The following is a 23820-nucleotide window of genomic DNA, read 5'->3' as shown; positions in this document are numbered from 1 at the left end:
CTTCTTAATGTAAACGAGGTATTATTTCGCAACCGCTGCTAAAATACCTTTAATTGAGTGCATTCGGTTTTCACCTTCATCAAAAATAACTGACTGGGTACATTCCATCACTTCATCAGTAACTTCTTCACCACGATGAGCTGGTAAGCAATGCATAAAAATAGCATCTGGTTTTGCCTTTTTCATAGCTTCTAATGTAATTTGATAAGGTTTGAAAGCTGATTTTAAGTATTCAATTTCTTCTTCTGATTGTCCCATACTGTATTGTGACATTCCGTAGACGATATCGGCATCCTTTAGGGCTTCGTCAAAATCTTGTGTAAGCTCAATTTTTGCACCTGATACAGCTGCACGACGTTTTGTTTCAGCTAAAATTTCTGAATCTGGCTCTAAACCTTCTGGACAAGCAATCGAAAGATTCATTCCCAGTGTCGCACAGAAAATCATTGTTGTATAACAAACATTGTAAAGATTACCAGAGTAACAAATCTTAAGACCTTTGAAATCACCTTTCTTTTCTTTAATAGTCATTAAATCTGCAATACCCTGAGTTGGATGCTCAAGAGCTGTTAAACCATTAATAACAGGACTCTCCATCCAAGCAGAACACTCTTCTACAATCTCGTGTCCAAATGTACGAATGAATAAACCATCAAAATAACGATCAAGAATACGTGCAGTATCTTTCAAAGGTTCTCCACGCGTCATTTGCATTTCATCTGGACGTAAATATACAACTTTAATGCCTAAATCAGCTGCTGCACGTTCAAATGCGTTACGAGTGCGCGTACTATTTTTTTCAAACAATGCCGCCCATACTTGACCTTTAAAGTATTCATGTGGTTCACGGGCATACCATTTTTTCTTAAAATCTAAAGATAAATCTGTGATGAATTCGATTTCTTCACGTGTCATATCTTTAAAAGCCAAATAGTCTTTTCCTTGATAACGATTCCTCATAACGAAATCCCTCCTTTTTTTATCTTTATTTTAACAATCGGATATGTTAGAATCAATGTACTAAAGCACATAATGAAAGCGCATTCTTTGTGCTTTGTTACAAGGAGAACTCTATATGAAATTAAGCCTTCAAGAACTGCTCATCTGTAAACCTTTTAGACAAGCTGATTTACTAGCCAGCAATGAAAAAAGCCTTCTCAAAAAATTTATCAACTTCACTATTATGGATACTCCGACTATTGATGATTGGATTGTGCCAAATGAGCTTTTGATCATTGGAAACTTCATGGAAACCCATTTATCTATAAATTTTATTCGTAGATTAAAACATAAAGGTGTAACTGCTATTGTTAGTAAGAAAAAATTTAAAATTCATGTTGATAAAACTATTCGTGATTTCCTTCTAGATATTGACCTTCCCATAATCTTTGTTGATAATGATTATTCTTGGAGTGAGTTAACACGTGAAATCCATAAACTAAGTCAAGAACAACAAAATATACAAATGCAAGAAATTGAAAAGTTCCATCACTCTCTCCTAAATTATCTAAGTGACAGTAAAAGCATGAACGAATTATGTTCAATTGTCTATAATATGACAGGAATATCTCTTTCAATCATTAACCCAAATATGGAAATTATTGACGCCTCATTCGAATCTGACTGGCAATCACAAATCACTCTTTTCAAGCGTATACTCCTAGATTCTGAAATTATTATTGGTTATGATATACATAGGCAAGCTGTTTATGGACATTCTTTTATAAATAATCAGGACAATTCTTATAAATACTATCAAATACCCATCATTCAGAAAGGAAAACTTATTGCTCACACATTTTTAAAAATGAGTAAAGATAGCACTCTTTCTTCTGAAATTATTGCTCGTATCAAGAGTATTCAATCAATTTTTCTTTTAAGACAGGCCATCTTTCGTGAAATTAGACAAAATAACCAACGCTATCGTAATTTAATTCTAGAAGAACTTCTCACTCAAAATACAGAACATATCCAATACAATAAAGACAGCTATAGTCTATCTTTAGGATCAAAAATCGAAACTAATTACTATTTAGTGATTATTTCTTCTCCTGATTTAGAAAAAATTAGTTTTATTAAGAGGGAAAACAATCTTCATCGATTAAGTGAGGATTTGATTTCTAAAGTCTTTAATAACGAGAATATATTAGTTTTTAATAGAGGTTCTTACCTAATTCTTTTATATGGAAGGGAACAGCAAGAAATTAAAAGATTTATTGATTCTCTAGTACATTTTATAAACCACAATGTCGCCTATAACACCTATTCAATTGGAGTAAGTAACCTTCACTCTTACTATAAACTTGACGAGGCATATAAAGAAGCTGAACAGGCTTATCTATTTACGAAAAATAATCCATCATCATCACGGTGCCAATACTACCAACAATTAGGTATTTTACAACTCTTTTTGGATGATGATAGTCAATTAAATCACGCCATGATTGATAGACTCTTAAAACAGTATATTGACCCATTAAAAATATATGACAGGGAGCATCACACCGACTTAATTAATACCTTAACTCAGTTTTTTGCTAACAATTTAAATCATCAAACCACTGCTCAGAAACTCTTCATTCATAAAAATACTTTACGCTTTCGTCTTCAAAAAATTGAAGAACTTTTAAGAATTGATTTAAAACAGCTCAACTCAATACTACATCTGAATTTATCAATTTACTGTTATCATCATTATCACACTCATTCTAAACCATCTTCTGATTATGATTGAAATTTCTATAATTTAATTTTTCTATATCTTTTGTTTAGTATGTTGAATAGCCCATACTAAATAAGGAAGTTCATAGACTTAACTCAACAAGTTCTGAATTTGATTTTTAAAGGATATAACATCGCATTAGTTATACCACACCTTACAATTTTTCACATTTTTTAGGGAAAACAAAAAAAGCAACCGCAAGTGATTTCTACAAAACCACATGCGATTGCCTTAAAGCATAATCTTATAAGGTATAGAATGTTGTGACTGCTAGTAACCCAAAGACAGAATGCTTCTTATATCAGATTATTATTCTACAGCTTCTTCAACTGGTCTTGATTTGCGAGCAATATCTGCTTGGATTGCTTCGATAAAGCTTTCAACTGGCACTGTTTCAGTTTCATTCTTACCGTAGCGACGAACGTTAACAGATTTATCTTCCATCTCTTTATCCCCAACGATTAATTGGTAAGGGATTTTACTTGTTTGACTTTGACGAATCTTGTATTGCATTTTTTCGTTACGTTCATCAACATCGGCACGAATACCAAGATCACGAAGTTTCTTAGCCACTTCCCAAGCGTAGTCTACGTGAGCTTCATTTGAAATCGGAATAACTGTCACTTGATGTGGCGCAAGCCATGTTGGGAAGGCTCCTTTATAAGTTTCAATCAGAATGGCAGTAAAGCGTTCCATAGTTGAAATAATACCACGGTGAATCATAACCGGACGGTGTTCTTCTCCATCTGCACCAACATATGAAAGTTCAAAACGTTCAGGAAGAAGGAAGTCAAGTTGGATTGTTGACAAGGTTTCTTCATTACCAAGGGCAGTTTTCACTTGAATATCAAGTTTTGGACCATAGAAGGCTGCTTCACCTTCTGCCTCAAAGTAATCCAACTCCATTTCATCTAGCGCTGCTTTAAGCATGGTTTGAGCATTTTCCCACATTTCATCATTGTCAAAGTATTTTTCCTTGTCTTCAGGATCACGGTATGACAAACGGAAACGATAGTCAGTAAGGTTGAAGTCACCGTAAACATCAATAACCAGTTGCAGTGCTTTCTGGAATTCTTCTTGGATTTGTTCAGGCGCCACAAAGATATGACCGTCATTCAAAGTCATTTCACGTACACGTTGAAGTCCAGTGAGGGAACCAGATTTTTCATAACGGTGCATCATACCAAGCTCTGCGATACGAATTGGTAGCTCACGGTAAGAGCGAACGTGGTTTTTATAAACTTGAATGTGGTGTGGACAGTTCATTGGACGAAGAACGATTTCTTCACCATCACCCATGTCCATAGTTGGGAACATATCTTCTTGATAGTGATCCCAGTGACCTGATGTTTTGTACAATTCTACTGAAGCAAGAGGTGGGGTGTAAACGTGTTGGTAACCTGAAGCCAATTCTTTATCAGTGATGTAGCGCTCCAAAGTACGACGAACAGTTGCCCCATCTGGTAACCAGAATGGGAAACCTTGTCCAACTTCTTGCGAAATCATGAAGAGATCAAGTTCTTTACCAAGTTTACGGTGGTCACGTTCTTTAGCTTCTTCACGCATTTTGAGGTAGTTTTTAAGGTCTTTTTTATCAAACCAAGCTGTTCCGTATACACGTTGCATCATGGCATTGTCAGAATTTCCACGCCAGTAAGCTCCCGCCACATTGAGCAGTTTGAAGACTTTGATATGACCAGTTGAAGGAATATGTGGACCACGGCAAAGGTCAACGAATTCACCCTGGCGGTAAATGGTTAAACCAGCAGCATCGTCAGCGTGTTCGCTGATTAATTCAACTTTATAAGGATCATCCTTGAAGAGTTCAAGTGCTTCTTCTTTTGAAATTTCTTCACGAATACATGGATAGTTTTCACGAACAATTTTTTGCATTTCTTCTTCGATACGAGGAAGATCTTCATTTGAAATTTGACCTTCAGCATTGTCAGTATCGTAGTAGAAACCATCCTGAATAGCCGGACCTACACCCAAGTGAAGATTAGGGAAAAGACGTTTCGCTGCTTGAGCGAACAAGTGAGCCGCTGAGTGGCGAAGCACATCGTAGGCATCTTCATGGTCTGGAGTGACAATTTCAAGTGTTCCGTCTTCTGTCAGTGGGCGAACAGTATCCAATAACTGACCGTTAAATTTACCAGCCAAAGCTTTTTTAGCCAATGATTTACTAATAGATTCAGCAATATCAACTGTTGATACACCAGACTCAAACTCGCGAACAGCACCATCTGGGAAAGTAATTTTAATCATAAGAATCTCCTTTTTATTTAGTAAACAAGACTTTAGTCTTGCTAATTATTAGACAACTGTTTAAGAAAACACACCTGATTTTATGGGCTTCTATTTTTAAGAAGGGATCCAGCTTCTTAAAAAAGAAAATACGACGTCCTCCAAAAGGACGTCGTAACGTGGTTCCACCTTAGTTTATCTAGTGACAAGAAAAGCCCCTAGAACTCTAATGGCGATAAGGGAACCACCCTTTTATGTTTGCATAAAATCATGAGAAGTAGTATCTCATCAGGCCACCTATATCCTCACACCAACCGGATACTCTCTCAAAAATGACGACTGACAGACGTGTCTTCTAAGGCTTATAATATCACAATTCATCAGATTGTCAAGTCAGTTATTGAATGAAAATAAATGAAATTATTTTCTTATTACGTTCATTTTTTCAAAATAGTTTCAAATAAATTCATATCATCGCATGGGCATTCCCTCATTTTCATTGCTATCACACAAAATGTCAGCATAAAAATGTAATTTTATGAAAATACCTTATCTGAAATAGAGACTTTTTTCATGCCCTTCTTGTGCGGATTATTTAGTCGTCCGAATCCCGATCTCGTAACGAAATTGTTCTAATCCGATCTACTAATAATTTTGGCGTTTTTAACACCCTAACAGACGTTTGAGCTGTCGTTCGAACAAGTGTTGACGGAACACCAAAAGTGTTTCTCATTAATTTGATGTGCGTGTATTTTTTCTTACCATCCAAAGCAAAGGGACTTGTGCTCACTTGATAATTTTTAGAAATAATGGCATCAATATAAAGCTCGTAAATCGACAAGGCAAAGCGCTCTGATGACATCTCATAAAGTTTATGAGCTAAACACTCTTCTGTCATTTCTGGCGTACCAGAGATAGCATTTAAAATGGCTTGGGCAATGTCCTCGTCATCATCATAAAGATAGCCAAACATGGGACAATCCAGCAAATCTTCTAAATAAGAATTGGTGTGTGCGATAATTGGTGTCCCACTAACCAGACTCTCAGTATAGGTCAACCCTTGTGTTTCACTGGTTGAGGCAGATACTAGAAAATCAGCTGCCTTATAGTAATAAGCTGTCCTATTCTGAGCTATCATTCCCGTAAAAATCACGCGGTCATGTAGGGCTAAGGCATCGACTAACTCTTTTAAATCATCAAGGTAAGGGCCATCACCTACCACTACACATTTGACCTTTGGATTTTCTGCAATAACCTCTGGAAGAGCGCGTAAAACAGCTTGAATATTTTTTTCATAGGAAACACGTGATAAACTTAACAGCATGGTTTCATCACTAGCAATCCCTAATTCTTGACGTAAAGCCACAATATCAGATTCTTGAATCTCAGGGCGTTTATACTGCTCCAAATCAATCCCAGTTGAGATAACCCTCTTAGGAATTTTGACCTTATAAGAATCTAAAATGTTCAAAACAATAGGGCTTGGACAGATAACACCGTCACAATCTTTCAGGAAATTGCGCACAAAATACTTGACCATACCCGGTCTAATCAATCGTCCTTTGGCAATGTAATGCACATAGTCTTCATAATGCGTGTGATAGGTATGGACGACTGGAATCCCTAATTCTTTCCCAATCATCCAACCAAAAATGCCAACACTGAATTCTGTTTGAGTATGGATAATATCTAGATGATGTTCCTTAGCAATCTTATATGCCGAAGACAAACCAGAATAAACGACACGTCTTTCACTAAAAGCTACAAATGGAACACTTGGTAAGCGAATGATGGTAGGGTCTTCATCAACACGGATATTTTTTTCCGTTGCTGTAAAAATAAAGACCTCATGTCCTAATTTTTCCAACTCTGTTTTTAGGGTTTTGATACTCGTTGCTACCCCCGAAATTTGCGGGAAGTAGGTATCCGTGAATAGTCCAACTCTCATTTTAGAGCTCCAATACTTTTTGATACACTGCTGCTAATTGCTCTGCAACCAGCTTGATATCCTTCCTTGCGGCAACCTGATAACCAGCCTCAATCTTATCTTCTTTACCAGCAAGAACTTTTTCTAAGGCGTAGACAAAACCGACAACAGTCTTAGCTAGATAGGCAGAATTCTCATCAATCCACCCCTCATAAACAGGAATGTCACGTAAAACTAGATTTTGACGACTAGCTAGAGCTTCTAAAACAACGATCCCTTCTGTTTCTTCACGACTTGGGAAGAAAAAGGCATCAGCTCCTGTCATGGCACCCTCGTAAATATCTCCCTTGATATAGCCTGGAAAGATAACATTGTCTGGATGATCGCCTTCGACAATATTTCTAATATGACTTGGAATCAAGTAATGATTAATGTGTCCAAACCAGATAAAGGTTACGTGAGGCATCAGTTTTGCGACTTTGACAAAATCATCGATTCCCTTACGCTCAAAAAAGAGACCTGCAGAAATGACGACCTTATCGCTTTTTTTAAGGTTAAAATGTGCCCTAAAAATAGCTTCCTTACTATAACTTTGTTGATAACGACTCAAATCAATTCCATTGGAAATGGCTGAAATGGGCGTCGTAATACCGTAGGATTGAATCAACTTTTTAGAATAGTCTGTTGGCGTAATCAAATAATCCGCCGCTTGGTAAAAGCGCATGAGATGTTTTTTGAAAAGAGGTGCAGCCATATTTGACCCGATAAAAGAATTTTCAAAATCTTCCTTGGTGGAATGTGCGTGCATAATCACGCGCTTGCCTGCTTTTTGAGATTTCCTTAAAAGATTCCAACTTTTGAGGCCATAAGTATTGATATGTACAAGATCATAATCATCATTGGGATCTGTCGTATAGTCAATACCTGCTAGCTCCAACGCTTTTTTCTGATGTTTTATAGCCCGACCAATACCTGATTTGCTCAGCTGTTCTGGCGCTTCTAAATACAGTAATACTTTCATAAAGCCTATTATAACGTAATCAGAGGACATTTTCATTAACAAACCAAAAAATCAGTCCAAGGACTGATTCAGAAAAGGTAAATCCCTTTCTGAAAATTTGATAATTTGACACATCTTCTAGGGAGACGGATGGTAATCAAAATCTTAAAAACGTTGTTTTTTCAACATTTTCGAGAGTTTTTCGATTATGATTACAAAGAAAAAGATTGAAGAAAATGTCCAAGATAGACAGTTTCTTCAATCTCAAATCAGTAAGCTTTTGGAACCCAGGCTGAGACTGACCCAGCTTGAACTGGAAATCTTGCCCAACCCTTGTCATCAATGACGACTTCTTCGTCTGAATGACCTAGGTAATCAATGAAAGTTTTTCCAGCATGTAATTGACCAAGTTCCATGTCTTTCCAACCAGCATCACCATTCGATATGACAACTGCTAGTGGATTCGGGTGTTCCTTATCACCTTGATTGACCCAGCCAATACAATTAGGATGGTCAAAATAGTCCACTTGATTGCCATAAACATGGTGCTGTCTGAGGTAGGCTAATTTGTCAATAACCTCTTTGAAAGAGGGCTGAGCAAATTCTCCCTCAATACCGTAGTAATCCCCGTAGAAAAGACAGGGTTTCCCTTGCTGGCGCAGCATAATAAAGCTGTAAGCAAGAGGTTTAAACCAGTCTGCCACTGTAGACTCCAAGGACTGCCCTCTTTGAGAATCATGATTGTCCACAAAAGTTACCGCAAAATCTGGTCGAGTCTGCATCAAACTCCCTTCCAAGATTCTCGATAAATCAAAGTCCTGACCAGTCTGTGAGGCTTGGTAAAGGTTCATGTGTAAAACAACATCCACCAAGTCAAATTGCATGTCAACATCTTCTAAGTAGTCAATGTTTTCCTCAGTATCATCCTTCCAATATTCTCCAAAAACATAAAGATCTTCTTTGAGATGCTCACGAATATAACGGATAAAATCAGCCATGAATTTAGAATCAATATGCTTCACAGCATCTAAGCGAAATCCTCCTACCTGACTTGTTTCTAAGAACCAACTAACCCATTTTTGTAGATTAGCGACTACTTCTGGATGATCGAAATCAATATCGTTGAACATGAGGTAATCATAATTACCATTTTCTTCGTCAACACTGTCCTGATCTGCCCATCCCTTATTGTCACCCATGACCATGTACAGACCAGTTTCATTATTAAGCGCGTCATAGTCCATCCCGGTGAAATGGTACCAGTGCCACTCAAAATCATCATACTGTTTCTGGCGACCGGGGAAGGTAAAGTGAGTCCAGGCTTCAATATCGTAAGGTTCTGAAATGGCTTCTTGGCGATTAGTTTGATTCATTTTCAAAACCTTAAAACGTTCTTTTTCATCACCATTTGCCTTGTGATTAAGAACCACATCTGCAATAGGCATGATTCCAGCCTCATTTAAAGCCTTGATGGCACGAAGATAGTCTTCTTTGGTTCCATATTTCGTCGGAACAGTTCCTTTTTGGTCAAATTCTCCTAAGTCAAAGAGATCGTAAACACCGTAACCGACATCCTCAAAGCCAGTTCCCTTGAAAGCTGGTGGCATCCAAACCTTATTGACACCTAGTTGTTTTAAAGTATCAACATCATCAACAAGGCGCTGCCAATGCTGGCCATCTGGTGGTAAATACCATTCAAAATACTGCATGAGGGTTTCGTTTGTCATATTATTGTCTCACTTTTTCATTATTTGATTTATTCTACCACTATTTTTAGAAATAAGAAAACATGACCCCACTAAGAGGTCATGCTGTTTGTTTATTTCGTTGATGCGCGTTTTGTAACACCATGGTTAAGAATAATTTCTTTTTCTTCTAAGTCTTCTTTGTTCATGATTTTAGTCAACATACGCATGGCAACCGCACCTAAATCATAGATTGGTTGGCTAATTGATGACAAGTTTGGTCGTGTGTATTTGACGATTTCCGAGTCGTTGCTTGTGATAATTTCAATATCTTCTGGAACGCGTTTACCAGCTGCAAACAGACCATTTAAAAGACCTACAGCAAGTTCGTCTTCTCCAACGTAGGCGGCTGTTGCACCTGAGTTAATCACACGTTCTGCCAATTCAAAACCATCTTCATAGCGGTATTTGGCTTCAAAAACAAGACCTTCTGTATAGTCAATTTTATTAGATTTTAAACCGGCTTTGTATCCAGCTAGGCGCACCTTGCCATTGATGTCATCAAGAAGTGGTCCTGAAACGAAGGCAATCTGTTTATGATTTTTAGCTAGGTCTGAAACGACACCTTCAACCGCTTTTTCGTAATCAATGTTAACGCTTGGCAATTGGTGCTCCAAATCGATGGTTCCTGCAAGAACTACCGGTGTACGTGAACGTGAAAACTCCGCACGAATCTTGTCAGTCAAACGGTGACCCATGAAGATAATCCCATCAACTTGCTTAGCAAAGAGCGTGTTAACCACGTTAACTTCCTTATCTTCATTCTCATCACTTGAAGCTAAAACAATGTTGTACTTGTACATCTCAGCGATGTCGTCGATACCTTTAGCTAAAAGAGCAAAGTACGCATTTGAAATATTGGGAATAACAACCCCAACTGTAGTTGTTTTCTTGCTGGCAAGTCCACGTGCTACGGCATTTGGACGGTAGTCCAAACGATCGATAACCTCAAGAACCTTTTGTCGAGTATTTTCTTTAACATTTTTGTTACCATTGACCACACGACTAACTGTTGCCATAGATACACCAGCTTCTCTGGCAACGTCATAAATCGTAATAGTATCATCTGTATTCATATAAATTTTCCTTTCATTGTATTTTTGTCATTTGAAAATCACGCTTTCATAGTCTATACTATCATGATTTGGAAACACTTTCAAGTCTAATGCTATTTTTTTCGTTAATTTATTTGAGAATCTGAGGAAAAAGGCTGTAAAAGTTTGATTTTTAGAGGTATTTTTGAAAAAATAAGAGACAGAAAGAAGGGATAACATGACAAAAATTGATTTACTTTTAGAAAACTTGCTTAAACAGGATGTTGCAGGAGCTGTTGTTTCCGATCCTGTTACCATCAACTACCTAACAGGATTTGCTAGCGATCCCCACGAACGTTACATGTTCCTCTTTTTGATGGCCGACAAGCAACCACTCCTTTTCTTACCAGCACTTGATGCTGCTCGTGCTAAAAGCGTGGTCAACTTTCCAGTTGTTGGCTATCAAGATTCTGAAAATCCATGGGATAAAATTAAGGCAGTCTTGCCGCAAACTGATTTTACCAAAGTGGCGGTGGAATTCGACAACCTTAATGTCACCAAGTTTAAAGGCTTAGAAACAGTCTTCACAGGTGCCTTTGTAAACTTGACTCCTTTAATTCAAAACATGCGTCTAATCAAATCCGAAGATGAGATTAACAAGATGTTGATTGCTGGCGACTGGGCTGATAAGGCTGTGCAAATCGGTTTTGACAATATTTCACTTGATAAAACAGAAACTGACATCATCGCTCAGATTGAATTTGAACTCAAAAAACAAGGCATTTCCAAGATGAGCTTTGAAACTATGGTTCTAACGGGAAACAATGCTGCCAACCCACATGGTATTCCTGGCACCAATAAGATTGAAAATAACGCCCTACTTCTTTTCGATTTGGGAGTTGAAACACTTGGCTATACTAGTGATATGACCAGAACAGTCGCCGTTGGGCAGCCCGATCAATTCAAAAAAGATATTTATAATCTCTGTCTAGAAGCCCAATTATCTGCTCAAGAATTTATCAAACCAGGTGTCACAGCTTCTGAAGTTGATGCTGCTGCACGGCGTGTCATTGAAAAAGCTGGTTACGGAGAATACTTCAATCACCGTCTTGGGCATGGGCTTGGTATGGATGTTCATGAATTCCCATCTATTATGGAGGGCAATGATATGGAAATCCAAGAAGGCATGTGTTTCTCTGTAGAACCAGGTATCTATATTCCTGGCAAGGTCGGTGTTCGAATTGAAGATTGTGGCTATGTCACCAAAAATGGCTTTGAAACCTTCACCAAAACGCCAAAAGAGTTACTTTATTTTGAAGGCTAATCAACTAAATATATAAGTAAAAAAGAGTTTTGAAAAAAGATTTTCAGCTTAGAAATTCTTTACCATCTGGCTACATAAGGTTGATAAAAAGCGAACAAGATAGTTTTTTTCTTAAACAGAATTCTATCTTGTTCGCTTTTTTATGTCTTATGTTAGATTTTTATCCCAACAACCTTTTAGTATTTTCTCACTTGGGGTGCCTGATAATTTTGAATAAACGCTTCTATCTCATCAAGATTATCTGTGAAAAGAACTTTATCACGGTCTTCTTGACTGAGAAAGCCTTCTTCAACCATGTGATCGAATTGCTTCTTCAAAGGATCGAAATAACCGTTAACATTGAATAACAGACAGGGTTTATCATTTTGTCCAATCCGTGACCAAGAAATGACTTCTGAAATTTCTTCAAGGGTTCCCGGACCTCCTGGCAAGGCAATGAAAACTTGACCTAAGGACATCAGCTTAGCTTTTCGACTTGGCATGTCTTCAACCACAATCAGTTGAGATAGGCCTGTATGCACAATTTCACGTTCTTTAAGAAAGGTCGGCATGACGCCAATCGTTTCACAGCCGGCAGCGATCAAACTATCTGCTAAAATTCCCATCAAACCGACCTTACCTCCACCAAAGACCAGGCTATGCTTATTGTCTGCCATCCAAGCGGCTAATGCTTGTGTTTTTTGAGCATATATGGGATTTTTCCCCGAATTGGCACCGCAAAAAATCGTTATCTTCATGTGTAATTCTCCTAATTTTATAGTAAATATTTTTCAGCTAAATGACGATCAGACTCTCGGATAATGACATCAATAGTATTGCCCAAATATAGGACAGATGACCCTGACACGACTTCATTTTTTCCATTGACGACTTGATTAGTAATCAAAATTTGTCGCGGTAATTCTAATTCGCGAACTTGCCTACCTGCAATTTTGTCTGATACTGGCCACTGCAAAAGCATGAGTTTTTCAGAAACTTCGACTTCCTTGTTGGCAAACATTTTTTCCAACATGGCTTCATAGACTGGGGCACCTTTAAGCAAATCCATGACGGTGTATGAAATGAGAGTGACGAAGGCTAGCGGCATGAGCTGCGAAAGGTTTCCAACCATTTCACAGACTAAGACAATAGCGGTCAGTGGGGCTTTTGAAACGGCGCCGAAGTAGGCGCTCATCCCTGCGATAACGAAGAGACTAAACATACTGTCATCAATCAAACCAAGTTGAACAGCTAAGGCACCAAAGGCTGCACCAGAAAGGGCTCCAAGGGATAAGATTGGCAGAAAAATACCACCCGGGACACCACTACCATAGGAAATCATGCAGTAGACAAAGCGAATGACAAACCAGGCTAGCAAGACCCAAAAGCCTAGATGGAGTTTTGGGAGGGTGATGATGACTTCGTGACCGCCTCCAGAAAGAATCGGAAGAAAATAGGTTAGGGGCATGATGGCAACGAGCGCAACAATGCTAAAATAGATCGGTTTAATATGAAGGATTTTCCCTAACTTTTGGTAGTACTCTCCGACAACCAAAATCACTTTTTCGTAACCAAAAGCCAACAAGCCACAGACAAGGCCCATGATAAGATACAACCAGTAAGCCTCTAAAGGCATCTGAGCTAAATTGGAAGCAAAATCGAGAACAGGTGCCATACCGAAGAACTGTTTGGAAACAAGATCTGCCGTTAAACTGGCTGTTAGAGTCGTAATCCAAACCGTTCGTGAAAAATGATGGTAAACTTCTTCAACTACAAAAAGAAGACCTGCTATCGGTGCCCCAAAAGCTGCTGCAATTCCTGCTGCTGAACCACTGGCAATTAGGGTTTTCTCACCGAAAGAGGCTAGACCAAACTTGGTAGCAACACCTTTTCCGACCATAGCACCCAGCTGAATACTAGGACCCTCACGGCCTAAGAGCATCCCACTTGAGATGGTTAATAAGCCTGCTACAAACTTTTTCCAAAGCACACTCCACCAATTCAAATGCATGAATCCTTTCAGCTCAGCCTCAACTTGGGGAATACCAGATCCCTTAATTTGTGGTTCTGATAGCAATAATTTTCCTACTATCAAAGAAATAAGGACATATAACCCCAAAATAAGAGCTAAATAGATACTTTTTTCATGGGCTAATTCATATAAATACAAGAACTTTTCATAAAATATCTGAATAAGCAGCCTAAAACTACTAACAACAAATCCTGCAATTAGTCCTACGATAATGCCTCTAAAAATGAGAAACAAAATCGATTCTGATAGATACGACCTGGCTTTTTGATGCTGATCCATAATTCCTCCTGTCATTTTTATCCTAAATACTTCTATCTTAACACGTTTTAAGACGCACTTTCAAGAGGGAATCATAGCAATCGCACGCTATACGCCTGAAAAAATACATGTCACCACTTTCTAGATACAGTCATTTTTTAAGATTTTTTCACTGTTTTACAGTCAAACATAATTATTTATTCAATTTCAATTGGATTATATTGTTGATGAAAGATAGCTATCAGAAAGGAATAAATTACTTCATGCGTTTGATGTGTAGTCATCAGGTTCAGAAAATGTTATCATATCCCCAAAGAAAAGGAGACATTATGGATAATCAAAACATTCGTCAACAACTTCAAGACGCCTATCAAAACCGTGTAGCCATACGTGTTTATCAAGATAAAAAGATTCCTCAAGAAGACCTAGATACCATTTTAGACGCTGCTTGGTTGAGTCCTTCGTCTATCGGTTTAGAAGGATGGCGTTTTGTCGTTTTGGAAAATGCAGCCGTTAAAGAAGCCATCAAAGCCGTTTCATGGGGTGCCAAATCGCAGTTGGATACAGCAAGTCACTTTATTCTTTTAATTGCTGAGAAAAATGCCCGTTACGATAGCCCATCAGTCTATGACAGTCTTGTACGGCGTGGTATTTCTGATTCTAAAGCCCTAGAGGCTCGTTTAAAACAGTACCAAATCTTTCAAGAATCAGATATGGAAATCGCAGACGATGAGCGTCGCCTCTGGGATTGGACCGCTAAACAAACCTATATCGCCCTGGGAAATATGATGACGTCTGCCGCTTTATTGGGCATTGATTCCTGTCCGATTGAAGGTTTCCCTTATGGTAAAGTCAATGCTATTTTAGCTGAACACGGTGTGATTGACAGTGACAAGGAGGGGATTGCAAGTATGCTGTCCTTAGGCTATCGCCTTCAAAATCCTAAACATCCTCGTCAACGCAAAGAACGCAAGGCAGTCATTTCAACGTTCAACTAATAGATGATACAAAGTAAGCATTATCATTAGTAAAAGAATAAATTTTTTGATAAAATACTTGCTGAATTAAGAAATAGTCAGCATTTCTACAAAGGAGATTGATATGAAACCATTACATACCTGTGTTCGCGTCAAAGATTTAGACGCTTCATTAAAATTCTACGCAGACGCCCTATCATTGACTGAAGACCGTCGTTTAGACTTCCCTGAGCAAGAATTTACTATTGTTTACCTACGTGCAGAAGGGTATGAATACGAACTTGAGTTGACATACAACTATGGTCACGGTGCTTATGAACTTGGTGATGGCTATGGCCACATTGCTCTTGGTGTTGAAGATATTGAAAACCTTCATAAAGCTCATCAAGAAGCAGGTTACTCAATCACAGATATTAAAGGATTGCCAGACCAAAAACCAATGTTTTATTTCATCACAGATCCAGATGGTTACAAAATTGAAATCATCAGCCTTCCAGTATTTGAAGGACGTGATTAAGAATAAGAAGAAAACACTTCTCACGTGAGAAGTGTTTTTTTGTCAACTATTTATCAACACCTGCTCCTGAAGTAGGATTATACAAGCCTTCTACTTCACGTTTTAAACCATATAAATCATCTAAAGTGAATCTAACATATTTAACACAAAGTCTGTTTCGATAGGCATAAACTAGATGTAACTTTCCATCTTTCGTTTGATATAAAGTTGGGTATTCATATTGTTTATTGTTCGTTCGATTTTCTGAACCAATATATCCTTCTGCTTGTTCAAAGACACGACCAATCGGCCAAGTCTTACCGAAATCCTCAGTAACCGATACAGCAACAGGATTTCTTAACCCTGGCCAGGCAACTTTTCCGAATTCAGCATTTCTGCTAGCATTATCGTTATAAGCCAAGGCAATTTCTCCAGTTTGAAGTTTTATTGCCGAAATGCTTGCATTGTTATTTGGAAGTAAAGTCTTTTCAGGAATTGACCAAGTATCTCCGTAATCGTTTGACTCGCTAATATAAACGTTATCTGCAAAACGACTACGCATAAAAGCAACCAAATGACCAGGTTCAACTTCAATTAAATTAGCATGGACGCGACCTGCAGATTCAGGCATACGAACTACTTTCCATGTCTTTCCTTCGTCATCAGAAACTCGAAATTCTGTTGGATCATTTGTTAGCCCTTCAGGAGAATCTTCACAAATCCATGTGGCAAAAATCCATCTGCCGTTACTTAAGATTTGAATTGCTTGACGTGAAAATGTTCCTTCTTCGGGGAACAATACTTCTGGCTCACTCCAAGTTATACCTTCATCAGAAGATTTTTGAACCATGATAATAGAGGTGAATTGCATATTATCCTTACCCTCTTGACGACTTAACTGAGAGGTGTAAATCAACCAAATTTGCCCATCTGGCGCACGAAAGAAAGCTGGATTTTGCTCAGAACGATCTTCACCTTTTGATACAATAACAGCATCAGACCACTCTTGAGTTTTAGGATTTAATTTGGAAATAGCAATTGAGATATCACCTGAGCCTTCAAATGAACCCGCAAACCAGGCACAAAGAAGTCCGCCGTCTTCAGTTTCAATCAAGGCGGGAGCATGTGCGGTAGCATTCCCACCAGTTGGAATTAATCCAAAATCAATATTTAAAAAATCATCATGATAAATAACGCCATTAGGCTCTGAAACTAGAACATTTGGAAGTTTTTTCATTTTTTACCTCATCTAAATTTCTATTTTAATTACTGCTTTTATAAATTCTTGTGGTTTCTCAATATGAAAAATAGCTTTGTGAATATCCCATGGAAAACAAACATACCCCATTCCTTTAGATACTTTAATGAAGTGTTCCGTTTCACCTTGATATTTTTCAACATCCTTCTCATTGTCATAAGGAATAAGCATTGATACCTCTTCACGAACATTGATAGCAACATACTCTGACCCTTCTAGGACAAGCTGGACATCAACATATTTTTTATGTGCCTCGAATTGAGATTCATTTAATGGCTTCGTTTTTCCTTGTTGAAAGAAAACAAAACCACCGTCAAAAAGATACCTCACTCCCTCTTCCCATGTATTTTCCACCTCCGACACTTTAGAAAGCGCTTTATCAATATTTCTAAGAATAGCTTGGTAATTAGCCAAGCATTCTCGACGGTCAATAATCATAATGGTGACCTCTTTATTTTATTTTGAATTTTCAGCTAATTGAATAGCATAATCAATAGCATTTTCGAGGCTTACTTCACTTGCCATCCACTCACCAGCAACATCGAATGCCGTTCCATGATCAACCGATGTTCGAATGATTGGTAAACCTAGTGTAATGTTAACACCTCGAACTGCTTGCCACGCTCCTTTTTCCTGATCATAAACAAAACCAAGCAATTTCAAAGGAATATGGCCTTGATCGTGATACATTGCAACCACAATATCATACATTCCTCCATTTGCCTTTGAAAAAATTGTATCAGCTGGCAATGATCCATAAGCATTTATGCCCTCTGATTTAGCTTCTTCAACAGCTGGATTGATATGCTCAATTTCTTCCGTACCAAATAATCCATTTTCGCCACAGTGAGGATTTAGTCCTGCAACGGCAATTCTAGGATTTTCCATTCCCAAATCTTTGCATGCCTTATCAGCTATTCGAATAACATCTAAAACTCTATCTTTAGTAGCCCTATCACAAGCTTCTCTTAAAGAAACATGAGTAGAAACATGGACGACGCGCAGATTACCATCAGCTAACATCATCGTGTACTTATCAGTGTCTGTCAAATTAGCATAAATTTCTGTATGACCTGCATAGTGATGGCCTGCTAAATTCATTGCTTCTTTATTCAATGGGTTAGTAACTGTAGCATCAATCTCTTTAGCAAGTGCAAGCTCGATAACTTTTTTAACGTATTGAAAAGCTGCATCTCCACCAACTGCTGATACTTTACCAATTTCAAAAGTTGACATATCAATAATACCTAGATCAATTAAATCTATTTTACCGAATTCATATTGCCCATCGGCTGGTTTATCAATAATATTGACGTTCAAGTTTAATTCAGGATGCTTTTCAAGATAGTAATTTACTATCGAACTATCTCCTATTAATAATGGTTTTGACTTCTTGTATAATTCTTCCTTAGTAAAAGCCTTTAATGCGATTTCTGGACCAATTCCAGCTGGATCACCCAAAGTAATTCCAATTATTTTTTTTGTCATGAAGACACCTCTATTTCATACCGTTCTTTTTATTATTAGCCAAAACTTGACGGAGAGCTTCAAGACCTTCAGCTGATAAATGATTAAATGGAGCTCTTGCTTTGCCAACTGGATGACCGAGCTCAGCAACACCATATTTAACAATTGTATTTGGATTGCCAAATGCAAATAGGTTTCGGAAGGAACGAATAGAATCCTGATACTGACGTGACTTTTCAATATTTCCCTCAACAAATTGTTCATAAATTTGTGAAAGAGTATAAGGATAAACATTTGAACATGCTGCTATCGCACCCGAACCACCGGCAAGTAAAGTCCAAAGGATAAGGGAATCATTTCCCGAAAGAACTACAAAATCTTCTGCATTACGACTTTGTTCAATATACTGAAGTATATTATCAAAATTACCACTGGAATCTTTAACACCTACTATATTAGGGATTTCACTTAATTTACCAACCGTTACTGGAGCAATTGTATTTCCAGTTCTAGATGGAATATTATACAAAATAATCGGTAAATCAACTGCCTCAGCAACTGCTTTAAAATGTTCATAAAGTTCATCTTGTGAGGCAGCTGCAAAACCAGGTGTAATAATTGATAAGGCATCAACACCGAGCTCTTTCACTTTGAGAGAAAATCGGATGGTTTCTTTTGTTCCATTTAAACCTGTACCAGCGTAGATAGGAACACGACCATCAGCTTGTTCCACAGCGACTTTGATGACTTCAAGTTTTTCTTCCTCACTTAAAATATATGATTCTCCGTTAGTGCCAAAAACGAATATACCGTGTATTCCATTATCAATTAAACGATCTACTTGATTTCTAAATTCATTTAGATTAATAGACTCATCTTCATTCATTGGCGTGATGATGGGGGCAATAATTCCTTCAATTTTAACCATGATTTCTCCTTTTATAGTACTTGTTTGTAAATTTCGCGAGCATCATCTGCTGTAATTTCTCTCATGTTATTAACTAGTAAACGTCTTACTTGCATGCCGGCTTCAACCAAGCCTTCAAGATCATCTTCTGAAACATCAAATTCTTTCAAGCTGGTTGGAATTTTTAATGTTTTAACAATATCTCCCATACCATTGAGAATAAATTGAGATTTTTCTTCAACTGAGAGATCCTTGTTACCATCTTTAACGACTCTATTATAAGCCTCTGCAAAATATTCTTTAATAACCGGCTCATTGAAAGTCATAACTGGCATTAGCAAAATAGCATTGGAAACACCATGGGAGATATGATATTTTCCTCCAAGTGGATAGGAAAGAGCATGAATCCCTGTTGTGCCTGAAGCAGTAATAGCTACTCCGGCATAGAAAGACCCAAGAAGCATTTTATTTTTTGCATCTAGTGCATCAGGATTTTGACAAGCTTCAATAACGTTATTGAAAATCAAATCAAAAGCTTCTAAAGCAAAAGTGTTGCTAAATGGATTACGTTTGTTTGAAGTAAAACATTCAATGGCATGACACATCGCATCAACACCTGTTGCTGCAGCAATTTTTAGTGGTAAATTCTTAATTAACCGACCATCAAGAATGACAAAATCTGCAATCATTTCAGGATTAACAATACCAACTTTTAAATCTTTTTCTGGCACAGCGACAATACTATTTGGGGTTGCTTCAGAACCGGTTCCCGCTGTTGTTGGTATCATTAAAGATGAAATTTGTTTCTTTGCTAACAAAGGATTATCTAGTAAATCTTTAACACCATACTCATCTGTTGCCAATATAGAAGCTAGCTTAGCAGTATCCATCACACTTCCGCCACCAATGGCTATGATGAAATCTCCCTTTAAAGATTTAAAATACTCTACTATTTCCTGTGCCTGGTGGTAAGTAGGTTCTGCTGGAATATCTGTAATAATCTCATAATCAATTCCGGTTTTATCTAAAATCGTTAATGGAATTTCCAATAACCCAGCATCTTGAATACCCTTATCTGAAAATACGATAATTTTTTTGGTTCTTTCAGGAATAATGGTTTCAATCTGTTCCAGTGCGTTTTCGCCAGCAAAAATATTTTTAGGCATCTTTAAATTATAATCAGTTAACATATTTTTCCCCCTTTTTTAAATAGTCGTTTTGAATTTCAACAAACAAATTTTCCTCACCAAATCCCCCTGACTTTGTTAAGACTTGATATTCTTTGCCTTGCCAATAGATAGTTGAAACAACTACTCCTGGACTGTATTCAAAGTTTGGTCGAATCCTAGTTATTCCAATAACTTGCATTGATTGAAACAGGGTATCCCCCCCAGTAAAAAGGTATGTTCTATCTATTTCCGAAGAGAATAACTTTTTACTTAATTCTCCCAATGATTGACCAATCTTTTGTCGAACTTCAAATGTTTGAATTCCAAAATTTTTCTGAAGTCGAAGTATATTTTTTGAAGTTTTTGAAGAGAAGGTTTCAAAAATAGCAATTTGTCGTGGATTCAAAAGCGTTTTGATATTATCAAATTCTTTTTTTCCTTCATTGGTATTCCAATAACTATCTATTAAAAGTTGATTCGCATCTAAAGAATGTCTAAAGTGACCATTTTCTTGAGCAAATGTTATTTGGTTTTGTGTCGTCTGATTTACGGATCCGCACATCACTAATAGAGGTGATTTTATTTCTTGAAACTCAATTGCTTTCTTTTTAAATAATAAACTGGAAAGTTCCTTCGCAAATGAAGCACATCCGACTGTAATATTGAGCAAATTCTTTTCTTTTAATAATTGACCAATCGAATGAATCTCTTCACTTGTTTCTGAATCAAATAATCCAATGGAATAATCACCTATTTCATCTTGTGGGTTAGAAATCAATTTTGCAACAATACCAGCTTCGTCATGTAATCTTTTTAAGATGTCACTCTCTAAAACAGGTTCATATGGATCATCGGCAAACCTACTTTCAGTGACTTGTTTACCTTCTATGTACAGAATGCCTTTTTTCACGACACGGTTTATCTCTGGGTATGCCGGAATAAGTGAGATGCGCTCCTTTGGAAAACTCGTCATTAGGGCCGCAATGTCACTACTAACATTTCCTCTTAATGCTGAATCTATTTTTTTGTAATAGTAGTGAATACCGCTTTTTTTAGCTCTTTTTATAATATTTAGATGCAGTTGATAGCTTTCTTGATAACTGAGATAACGACTCTCCGTATCAATAACTAATACTTCAATATCAGTTTCTTCTGAAAAATTGATGTCAATATCTGTAGTTACCTCAGTTATAACACCCTGCTTTGAAAATTGTACTCCAGTATCTAGGGCTCCAGTAAAATCATCGGCTAATACCAATAACTTTATCATCCTTTCACCTCCTTGAAGATATTCTACTACACTGTCTAAAATATTGAAGTAATAGAAATAATAAAATGTTTATTTTTGAAACATTTTCACAAAACGATACTATAACCAATAATAATGTTGTATAATTGTTCATATATGGAACAAGAGGGATCTTATGAGTAACGTTAGATTATTAGGTATTGCTCCTTATGAAGAATTGAGAGAATCTATGGCCACCATTGCATCTAATTACGATAATATTACGTTAGATGTCTATACTGCTGACTTAGAAGAAGCAATAACCTTAGTAAAAAAGTTAAATATTACACAATATGATGCTATTATTTCTCGTGGAGGTACTGCCCAATTAATTCAAAAAGCAGTCAAAATTCCTGTTATTGAAGTTTCGATTTCTTTGTATGATATACTCAGTGTCATCCAATTAGCCCAAAATTATAGTCAAAAATTTGCCATTGTTGGTTATAATAATATTACTGAGACTGCACATCTTTTAGCCAATATTTTAAAATACAACATTTCTATTATCACCTTACATCACAATAGTGATACTAAAGAAATTTTAAGTGATCTACAAAATAAACAATTTGACTTAATACTTTGTGATGCCGTTACTAATAAAACAGCACTCCAAATGTCTCTCAATACGTTATTGATCACTTCTGGACAACAAAGTATCAAAAAAGCATACAATGACGCTATTGAAAGAACTCAGTATATTAAAGCAGTTCAAAATCACACACAATTACTACAGACTGCTTTTTATAAGCAAAACTCAAAAATACTGATTATGTCAAAAGATTTCCAATCGATTTTTTCCAATATAGATGCCAAACATCAAAAAGCTATAATGAACTATTTAAAAGATAAAATCGAAAATGATAACCCAAAATATTATCACACTTATCAGTCCCAAACCTACCATTTAAATATTAATGTTATCGATGACAATCACTATCTTATTGAAATTAAAGAAACGACTCCTCCTATGATTAATCATCAATTCGGAATCGAATACTTAGATAAAAAAACTGTAGCAGAAAGATTATCAACAGACATGTCATTTTCTTCTTTTATCACACCTGATATGAAAGAAAAAATTCAAAAAGCTCAAAATCATTACCATGCAATACTAATTACCGGTGAGACTGGAACATTCAAAACTAGCTTGGCCTACACAAGTTTTTTGTCACAAAAAAATAACCAATCACAACTCATCGTTATTAAATCACAACTCATTAACGACAAAACTTGGAAATATCTCCTTAATCCTTCAAATGGTCCATTGATGGATAGCAACATTACTTTTTTATTTAAAAATATCGATCAGTTGCCACTTATAGAATTTGATAAATTAATGACAATTATTTCCAATACTAAGTTACTACAAAGAAATAATATTATATTTACCTATACCATAAAGAAAGATGACGATAATCAATCAATCTTAAATCACTTAAACGATGAATTAGACTTTTATACCACCTATTCCCCATCAGTGAGGGAACGTCAAACTGAAATAAGCAGTATTGTTACCTTACTTTTAAATAAAATTAACATTGAAAATAATAGAGATATTGTAGGTTTTGAGCCGGGGGCTTTACAATTATTAACAGAATTTGATTTTCCAGGAAATTTCAATCAACTTTATCAAATTTTAAAACAAGTTGCTATTGCGACAGATACTTATTATATTTCCTCTACGCAAATTGAGACTAGCTTAAATTTAGAAAAAAATAAGTTCGATAATCTTTTTGAATCAGAAGCAATTAAAGATTGGATCAATTCAAATAGAACACTATTTGATTATTCAAAAGAAATTATTCGTTTAACATTAGATAAAAACAATGGAAATCAGACTAAAACTGCAAAACAACTTGGCATAAGTCGAACCACATTATGGCGTTATTTGAATCAATAAAAGAAGTTTGGAAGTAAATTCCAAACTTCTTTTATTAAAGTCTATCCATTAAGATTCTATAAGCAAAAGTGTCTACTTCTTTTCCTATTTATT

The 23820-nt window shown here is 36.7% G+C and carries 19 protein-coding genes; 5 read left to right on the top strand and 14 right to left on the bottom strand.

The features are described from left to right. Window positions 1-21: 21 nt before the first annotated feature. Window positions 22-960 (bottom strand): ornithine carbamoyltransferase, encoded by a 939-nt coding sequence (gene argF / locus A3IA_RS0108550; protein WP_018380909.1) that lies wholly within the window; start codon window positions 958-960, stop codon window positions 22-24. Window positions 961-1075: 115 nt separating this feature from the next. Here argF and A3IA_RS0108545 point away from each other — a divergent pair, with 115 nt between their 5' ends. Continuing rightward, complete coding sequence (locus A3IA_RS0108545; protein ID WP_018380908.1) at window positions 1076-2734, top strand: helix-turn-helix domain-containing protein; 1659 nt, start codon at window positions 1076-1078, stop codon at window positions 2732-2734. A gap of 297 nt (window positions 2735-3031) precedes the next feature. Here A3IA_RS0108545 and thrS read toward each other — a convergent pair whose 3' ends face one another. The 5 genes from thrS to ccpA all read right to left on the bottom strand — a co-directional run bounded on the left by thrS (window position 3032) and on the right by ccpA (window position 10714). Beyond that, window positions 3032-4987 carry a threonine--tRNA ligase gene (gene thrS, locus A3IA_RS0108540; protein WP_018380907.1) on the bottom strand — a complete coding sequence of 652 codons (1956 nt, stop codon included), beginning with the start codon at window positions 4985-4987 and terminating at the stop codon, window positions 3032-3034. A gap of 574 nt (window positions 4988-5561) precedes the next feature. Then, on the bottom strand, window positions 5562-6914 hold the full coding sequence (locus A3IA_RS0108535) for a glycosyltransferase family 4 protein (RefSeq protein WP_018380906.1): 1353 nt from the start codon (window positions 6912-6914) through the stop codon (window positions 5562-5564). A 1-nt stretch (window position 6915) separates the two neighbouring features. Continuing rightward, window positions 6916-7914, bottom strand: coding sequence for an LTA glycolipid anchor biosynthesis glycosyltransferase, IagA/BgsA family (locus A3IA_RS0108530; RefSeq protein WP_018380905.1), 999 nt, complete (start codon window positions 7912-7914; stop codon window positions 6916-6918). Between the two features lie 248 nt (window positions 7915-8162). Continuing rightward, window positions 8163-9620 (bottom strand): alpha-amylase, encoded by a 1458-nt coding sequence (locus A3IA_RS0108525; protein ID WP_018380904.1) that lies wholly within the window; start codon window positions 9618-9620, stop codon window positions 8163-8165. A 92-nt stretch (window positions 9621-9712) separates the two neighbouring features. Continuing rightward, window positions 9713-10714, bottom strand: coding sequence for a catabolite control protein A (gene ccpA, locus A3IA_RS0108520; protein WP_018380903.1), 1002 nt, complete (start codon window positions 10712-10714; stop codon window positions 9713-9715). A 196-nt stretch (window positions 10715-10910) separates the two neighbouring features. Here ccpA and A3IA_RS0108515 point away from each other — a divergent pair, with 196 nt between their 5' ends. Then, entirely contained in the window at window positions 10911-11996 is a 1086-nt protein-coding gene (locus tag A3IA_RS0108515) for a M24 family metallopeptidase (RefSeq protein ID WP_018380902.1), read from the top strand. 176 nt (window positions 11997-12172) lie between these two features. On the opposite strand, the gene A3IA_RS0108510 is transcribed toward A3IA_RS0108515, so the two are convergent. Then, window positions 12173-12733, bottom strand: coding sequence for an LOG family protein (locus A3IA_RS0108510; RefSeq protein WP_018380901.1), 561 nt, complete (start codon window positions 12731-12733; stop codon window positions 12173-12175). 17 nt (window positions 12734-12750) lie between these two features. After that, on the bottom strand, window positions 12751-14286 hold the full coding sequence (locus tag A3IA_RS0108505) for a ClC family H(+)/Cl(-) exchange transporter (RefSeq protein ID WP_018380900.1): 1536 nt from the start codon (window positions 14284-14286) through the stop codon (window positions 12751-12753). 308 nt (window positions 14287-14594) lie between these two features. On the opposite strand from A3IA_RS0108505, the gene A3IA_RS0108500 reads away from it, so the two are divergent. Next, on the top strand, window positions 14595-15263 hold the full coding sequence (locus A3IA_RS0108500; protein ID WP_018380899.1) for an NAD(P)H-dependent oxidoreductase: 669 nt from the start codon (window positions 14595-14597) through the stop codon (window positions 15261-15263). A 103-nt stretch (window positions 15264-15366) separates the two neighbouring features. Further along, complete coding sequence (gene gloA / locus A3IA_RS0108495) at window positions 15367-15759, top strand: lactoylglutathione lyase (RefSeq protein WP_018380898.1); 393 nt, start codon at window positions 15367-15369, stop codon at window positions 15757-15759. A gap of 46 nt (window positions 15760-15805) precedes the next feature. Here the strand turns inward: gloA and A3IA_RS0108490 are convergent, their stop codons facing one another. Genes A3IA_RS0108490 through A3IA_RS0108465 form a run of 6 tightly spaced genes read right to left on the bottom strand, consistent with a single transcriptional unit; the run spans window position 15806 to window position 21809 of the window. Then, window positions 15806-16975, bottom strand: coding sequence for a sialidase family protein (locus A3IA_RS0108490; protein ID WP_018380897.1), 1170 nt, complete (start codon window positions 16973-16975; stop codon window positions 15806-15808). 12 nt (window positions 16976-16987) lie between these two features. Then, on the bottom strand, window positions 16988-17434 hold the full coding sequence (locus A3IA_RS0108485; protein ID WP_018380896.1) for a NanQ anomerase/TabA/YiaL family protein: 447 nt from the start codon (window positions 17432-17434) through the stop codon (window positions 16988-16990). 18 nt (window positions 17435-17452) lie between these two features. Beyond that, a complete protein-coding gene (gene pdxA / locus A3IA_RS0108480) occupies window positions 17453-18484 on the bottom strand; it encodes a 4-hydroxythreonine-4-phosphate dehydrogenase PdxA (RefSeq protein WP_018380895.1) in 1032 nt (343 codons plus the stop codon). 10 nt (window positions 18485-18494) lie between these two features. Beyond that, window positions 18495-19391 carry a 4-hydroxy-tetrahydrodipicolinate synthase gene (gene dapA, locus A3IA_RS0108475; protein WP_018380894.1) on the bottom strand — a complete coding sequence of 299 codons (897 nt, stop codon included), beginning with the start codon at window positions 19389-19391 and terminating at the stop codon, window positions 18495-18497. An 11-nt stretch (window positions 19392-19402) separates the two neighbouring features. Beyond that, window positions 19403-20560 (bottom strand): iron-containing alcohol dehydrogenase, encoded by a 1158-nt coding sequence (locus A3IA_RS0108470; RefSeq protein WP_018380893.1) that lies wholly within the window; start codon window positions 20558-20560, stop codon window positions 19403-19405. Then, window positions 20550-21809: a four-carbon acid sugar kinase family protein gene (locus A3IA_RS0108465; protein WP_018380892.1), complete on the bottom strand. Its 1260-nt coding sequence runs from the start codon at window positions 21807-21809 to the stop codon at window positions 20550-20552. The genes A3IA_RS0108470 and A3IA_RS0108465 overlap by 11 nt, the downstream gene beginning before the upstream one ends. Before the next feature lie 154 nt (window positions 21810-21963). Between A3IA_RS0108465 and A3IA_RS0108460 the strand changes: the two genes are divergently transcribed. Then, window positions 21964-23727 carry a PrpR N-terminal domain-containing protein gene (locus A3IA_RS0108460; RefSeq protein ID WP_018380891.1) on the top strand — a complete coding sequence of 588 codons (1764 nt, stop codon included), beginning with the start codon at window positions 21964-21966 and terminating at the stop codon, window positions 23725-23727. Window positions 23728-23820 lie beyond the last annotated feature (93 nt).

Origin of the sequence: Streptococcus thoraltensis DSM 12221 (assembly GCF_000380145.1) — a bacterium.
GTDB classification, from domain to species: domain Bacteria; phylum Bacillota; class Bacilli; order Lactobacillales; family Streptococcaceae; genus Streptococcus; species Streptococcus thoraltensis.
This window is presented reverse-complemented; position numbering and strand designations above follow the sequence as displayed.

Excerpts from the sequence above, each read along its gene's own strand:
- argF (WP_018380909.1), bottom strand. The coding sequence starts at position 960 with ATGAGGAATCGTTATCAAGGAAAAGACTATTTGGCTTTTAAAGATATG.
- ccpA (WP_018380903.1), bottom strand. The coding sequence starts at position 10,714 with ATGAATACAGATGATACTATTACGATTTATGACGTTGCCAGAGAAGCT.
- gloA (WP_018380898.1), top strand. The coding sequence starts at position 15,367 with ATGAAACCATTACATACCTGTGTTCGCGTCAAAGATTTAGACGCTTCA.
- A3IA_RS0108510 (WP_018380901.1), bottom strand. The coding sequence starts at position 12,733 with ATGAAGATAACGATTTTTTGCGGTGCCAATTCGGGGAAAAATCCCATA.
- thrS (WP_018380907.1), bottom strand. The coding sequence starts at position 4,987 with ATGATTAAAATTACTTTCCCAGATGGTGCTGTTCGCGAGTTTGAGTCT.
- A3IA_RS0108460 (WP_018380891.1), top strand. The coding sequence starts at position 21,964 with ATGAGTAACGTTAGATTATTAGGTATTGCTCCTTATGAAGAATTGAGA.
- A3IA_RS0108490 (WP_018380897.1), bottom strand. The coding sequence starts at position 16,975 with ATGAAAAAACTTCCAAATGTTCTAGTTTCAGAGCCTAATGGCGTTATT.
- A3IA_RS0108485 (WP_018380896.1), bottom strand. The coding sequence starts at position 17,434 with ATGATTATTGACCGTCGAGAATGCTTGGCTAATTACCAAGCTATTCTT.
- A3IA_RS0108525 (WP_018380904.1), bottom strand. The coding sequence starts at position 9,620 with ATGACAAACGAAACCCTCATGCAGTATTTTGAATGGTATTTACCACCA.
- dapA (WP_018380894.1), bottom strand. The coding sequence starts at position 19,391 with ATGGTTAAAATTGAAGGAATTATTGCCCCCATCATCACGCCAATGAAT.
- A3IA_RS0108500 (WP_018380899.1), top strand. The coding sequence starts at position 14,595 with ATGGATAATCAAAACATTCGTCAACAACTTCAAGACGCCTATCAAAAC.
- A3IA_RS0108535 (WP_018380906.1), bottom strand. The coding sequence starts at position 6,914 with ATGAGAGTTGGACTATTCACGGATACCTACTTCCCGCAAATTTCGGGG.
- A3IA_RS0108505 (WP_018380900.1), bottom strand. The coding sequence starts at position 14,286 with ATGGATCAGCATCAAAAAGCCAGGTCGTATCTATCAGAATCGATTTTG.
- pdxA (WP_018380895.1), bottom strand. The coding sequence starts at position 18,484 with ATGACAAAAAAAATAATTGGAATTACTTTGGGTGATCCAGCTGGAATT.
- A3IA_RS0108465 (WP_018380892.1), bottom strand. The coding sequence starts at position 21,809 with ATGATAAAGTTATTGGTATTAGCCGATGATTTTACTGGAGCCCTAGAT.
- A3IA_RS0108545 (WP_018380908.1), top strand. The coding sequence starts at position 1,076 with ATGAAATTAAGCCTTCAAGAACTGCTCATCTGTAAACCTTTTAGACAA.
- A3IA_RS0108515 (WP_018380902.1), top strand. The coding sequence starts at position 10,911 with ATGACAAAAATTGATTTACTTTTAGAAAACTTGCTTAAACAGGATGTT.
- A3IA_RS0108470 (WP_018380893.1), bottom strand. The coding sequence starts at position 20,560 with ATGTTAACTGATTATAATTTAAAGATGCCTAAAAATATTTTTGCTGGC.
- A3IA_RS0108530 (WP_018380905.1), bottom strand. The coding sequence starts at position 7,914 with ATGAAAGTATTACTGTATTTAGAAGCGCCAGAACAGCTGAGCAAATCA.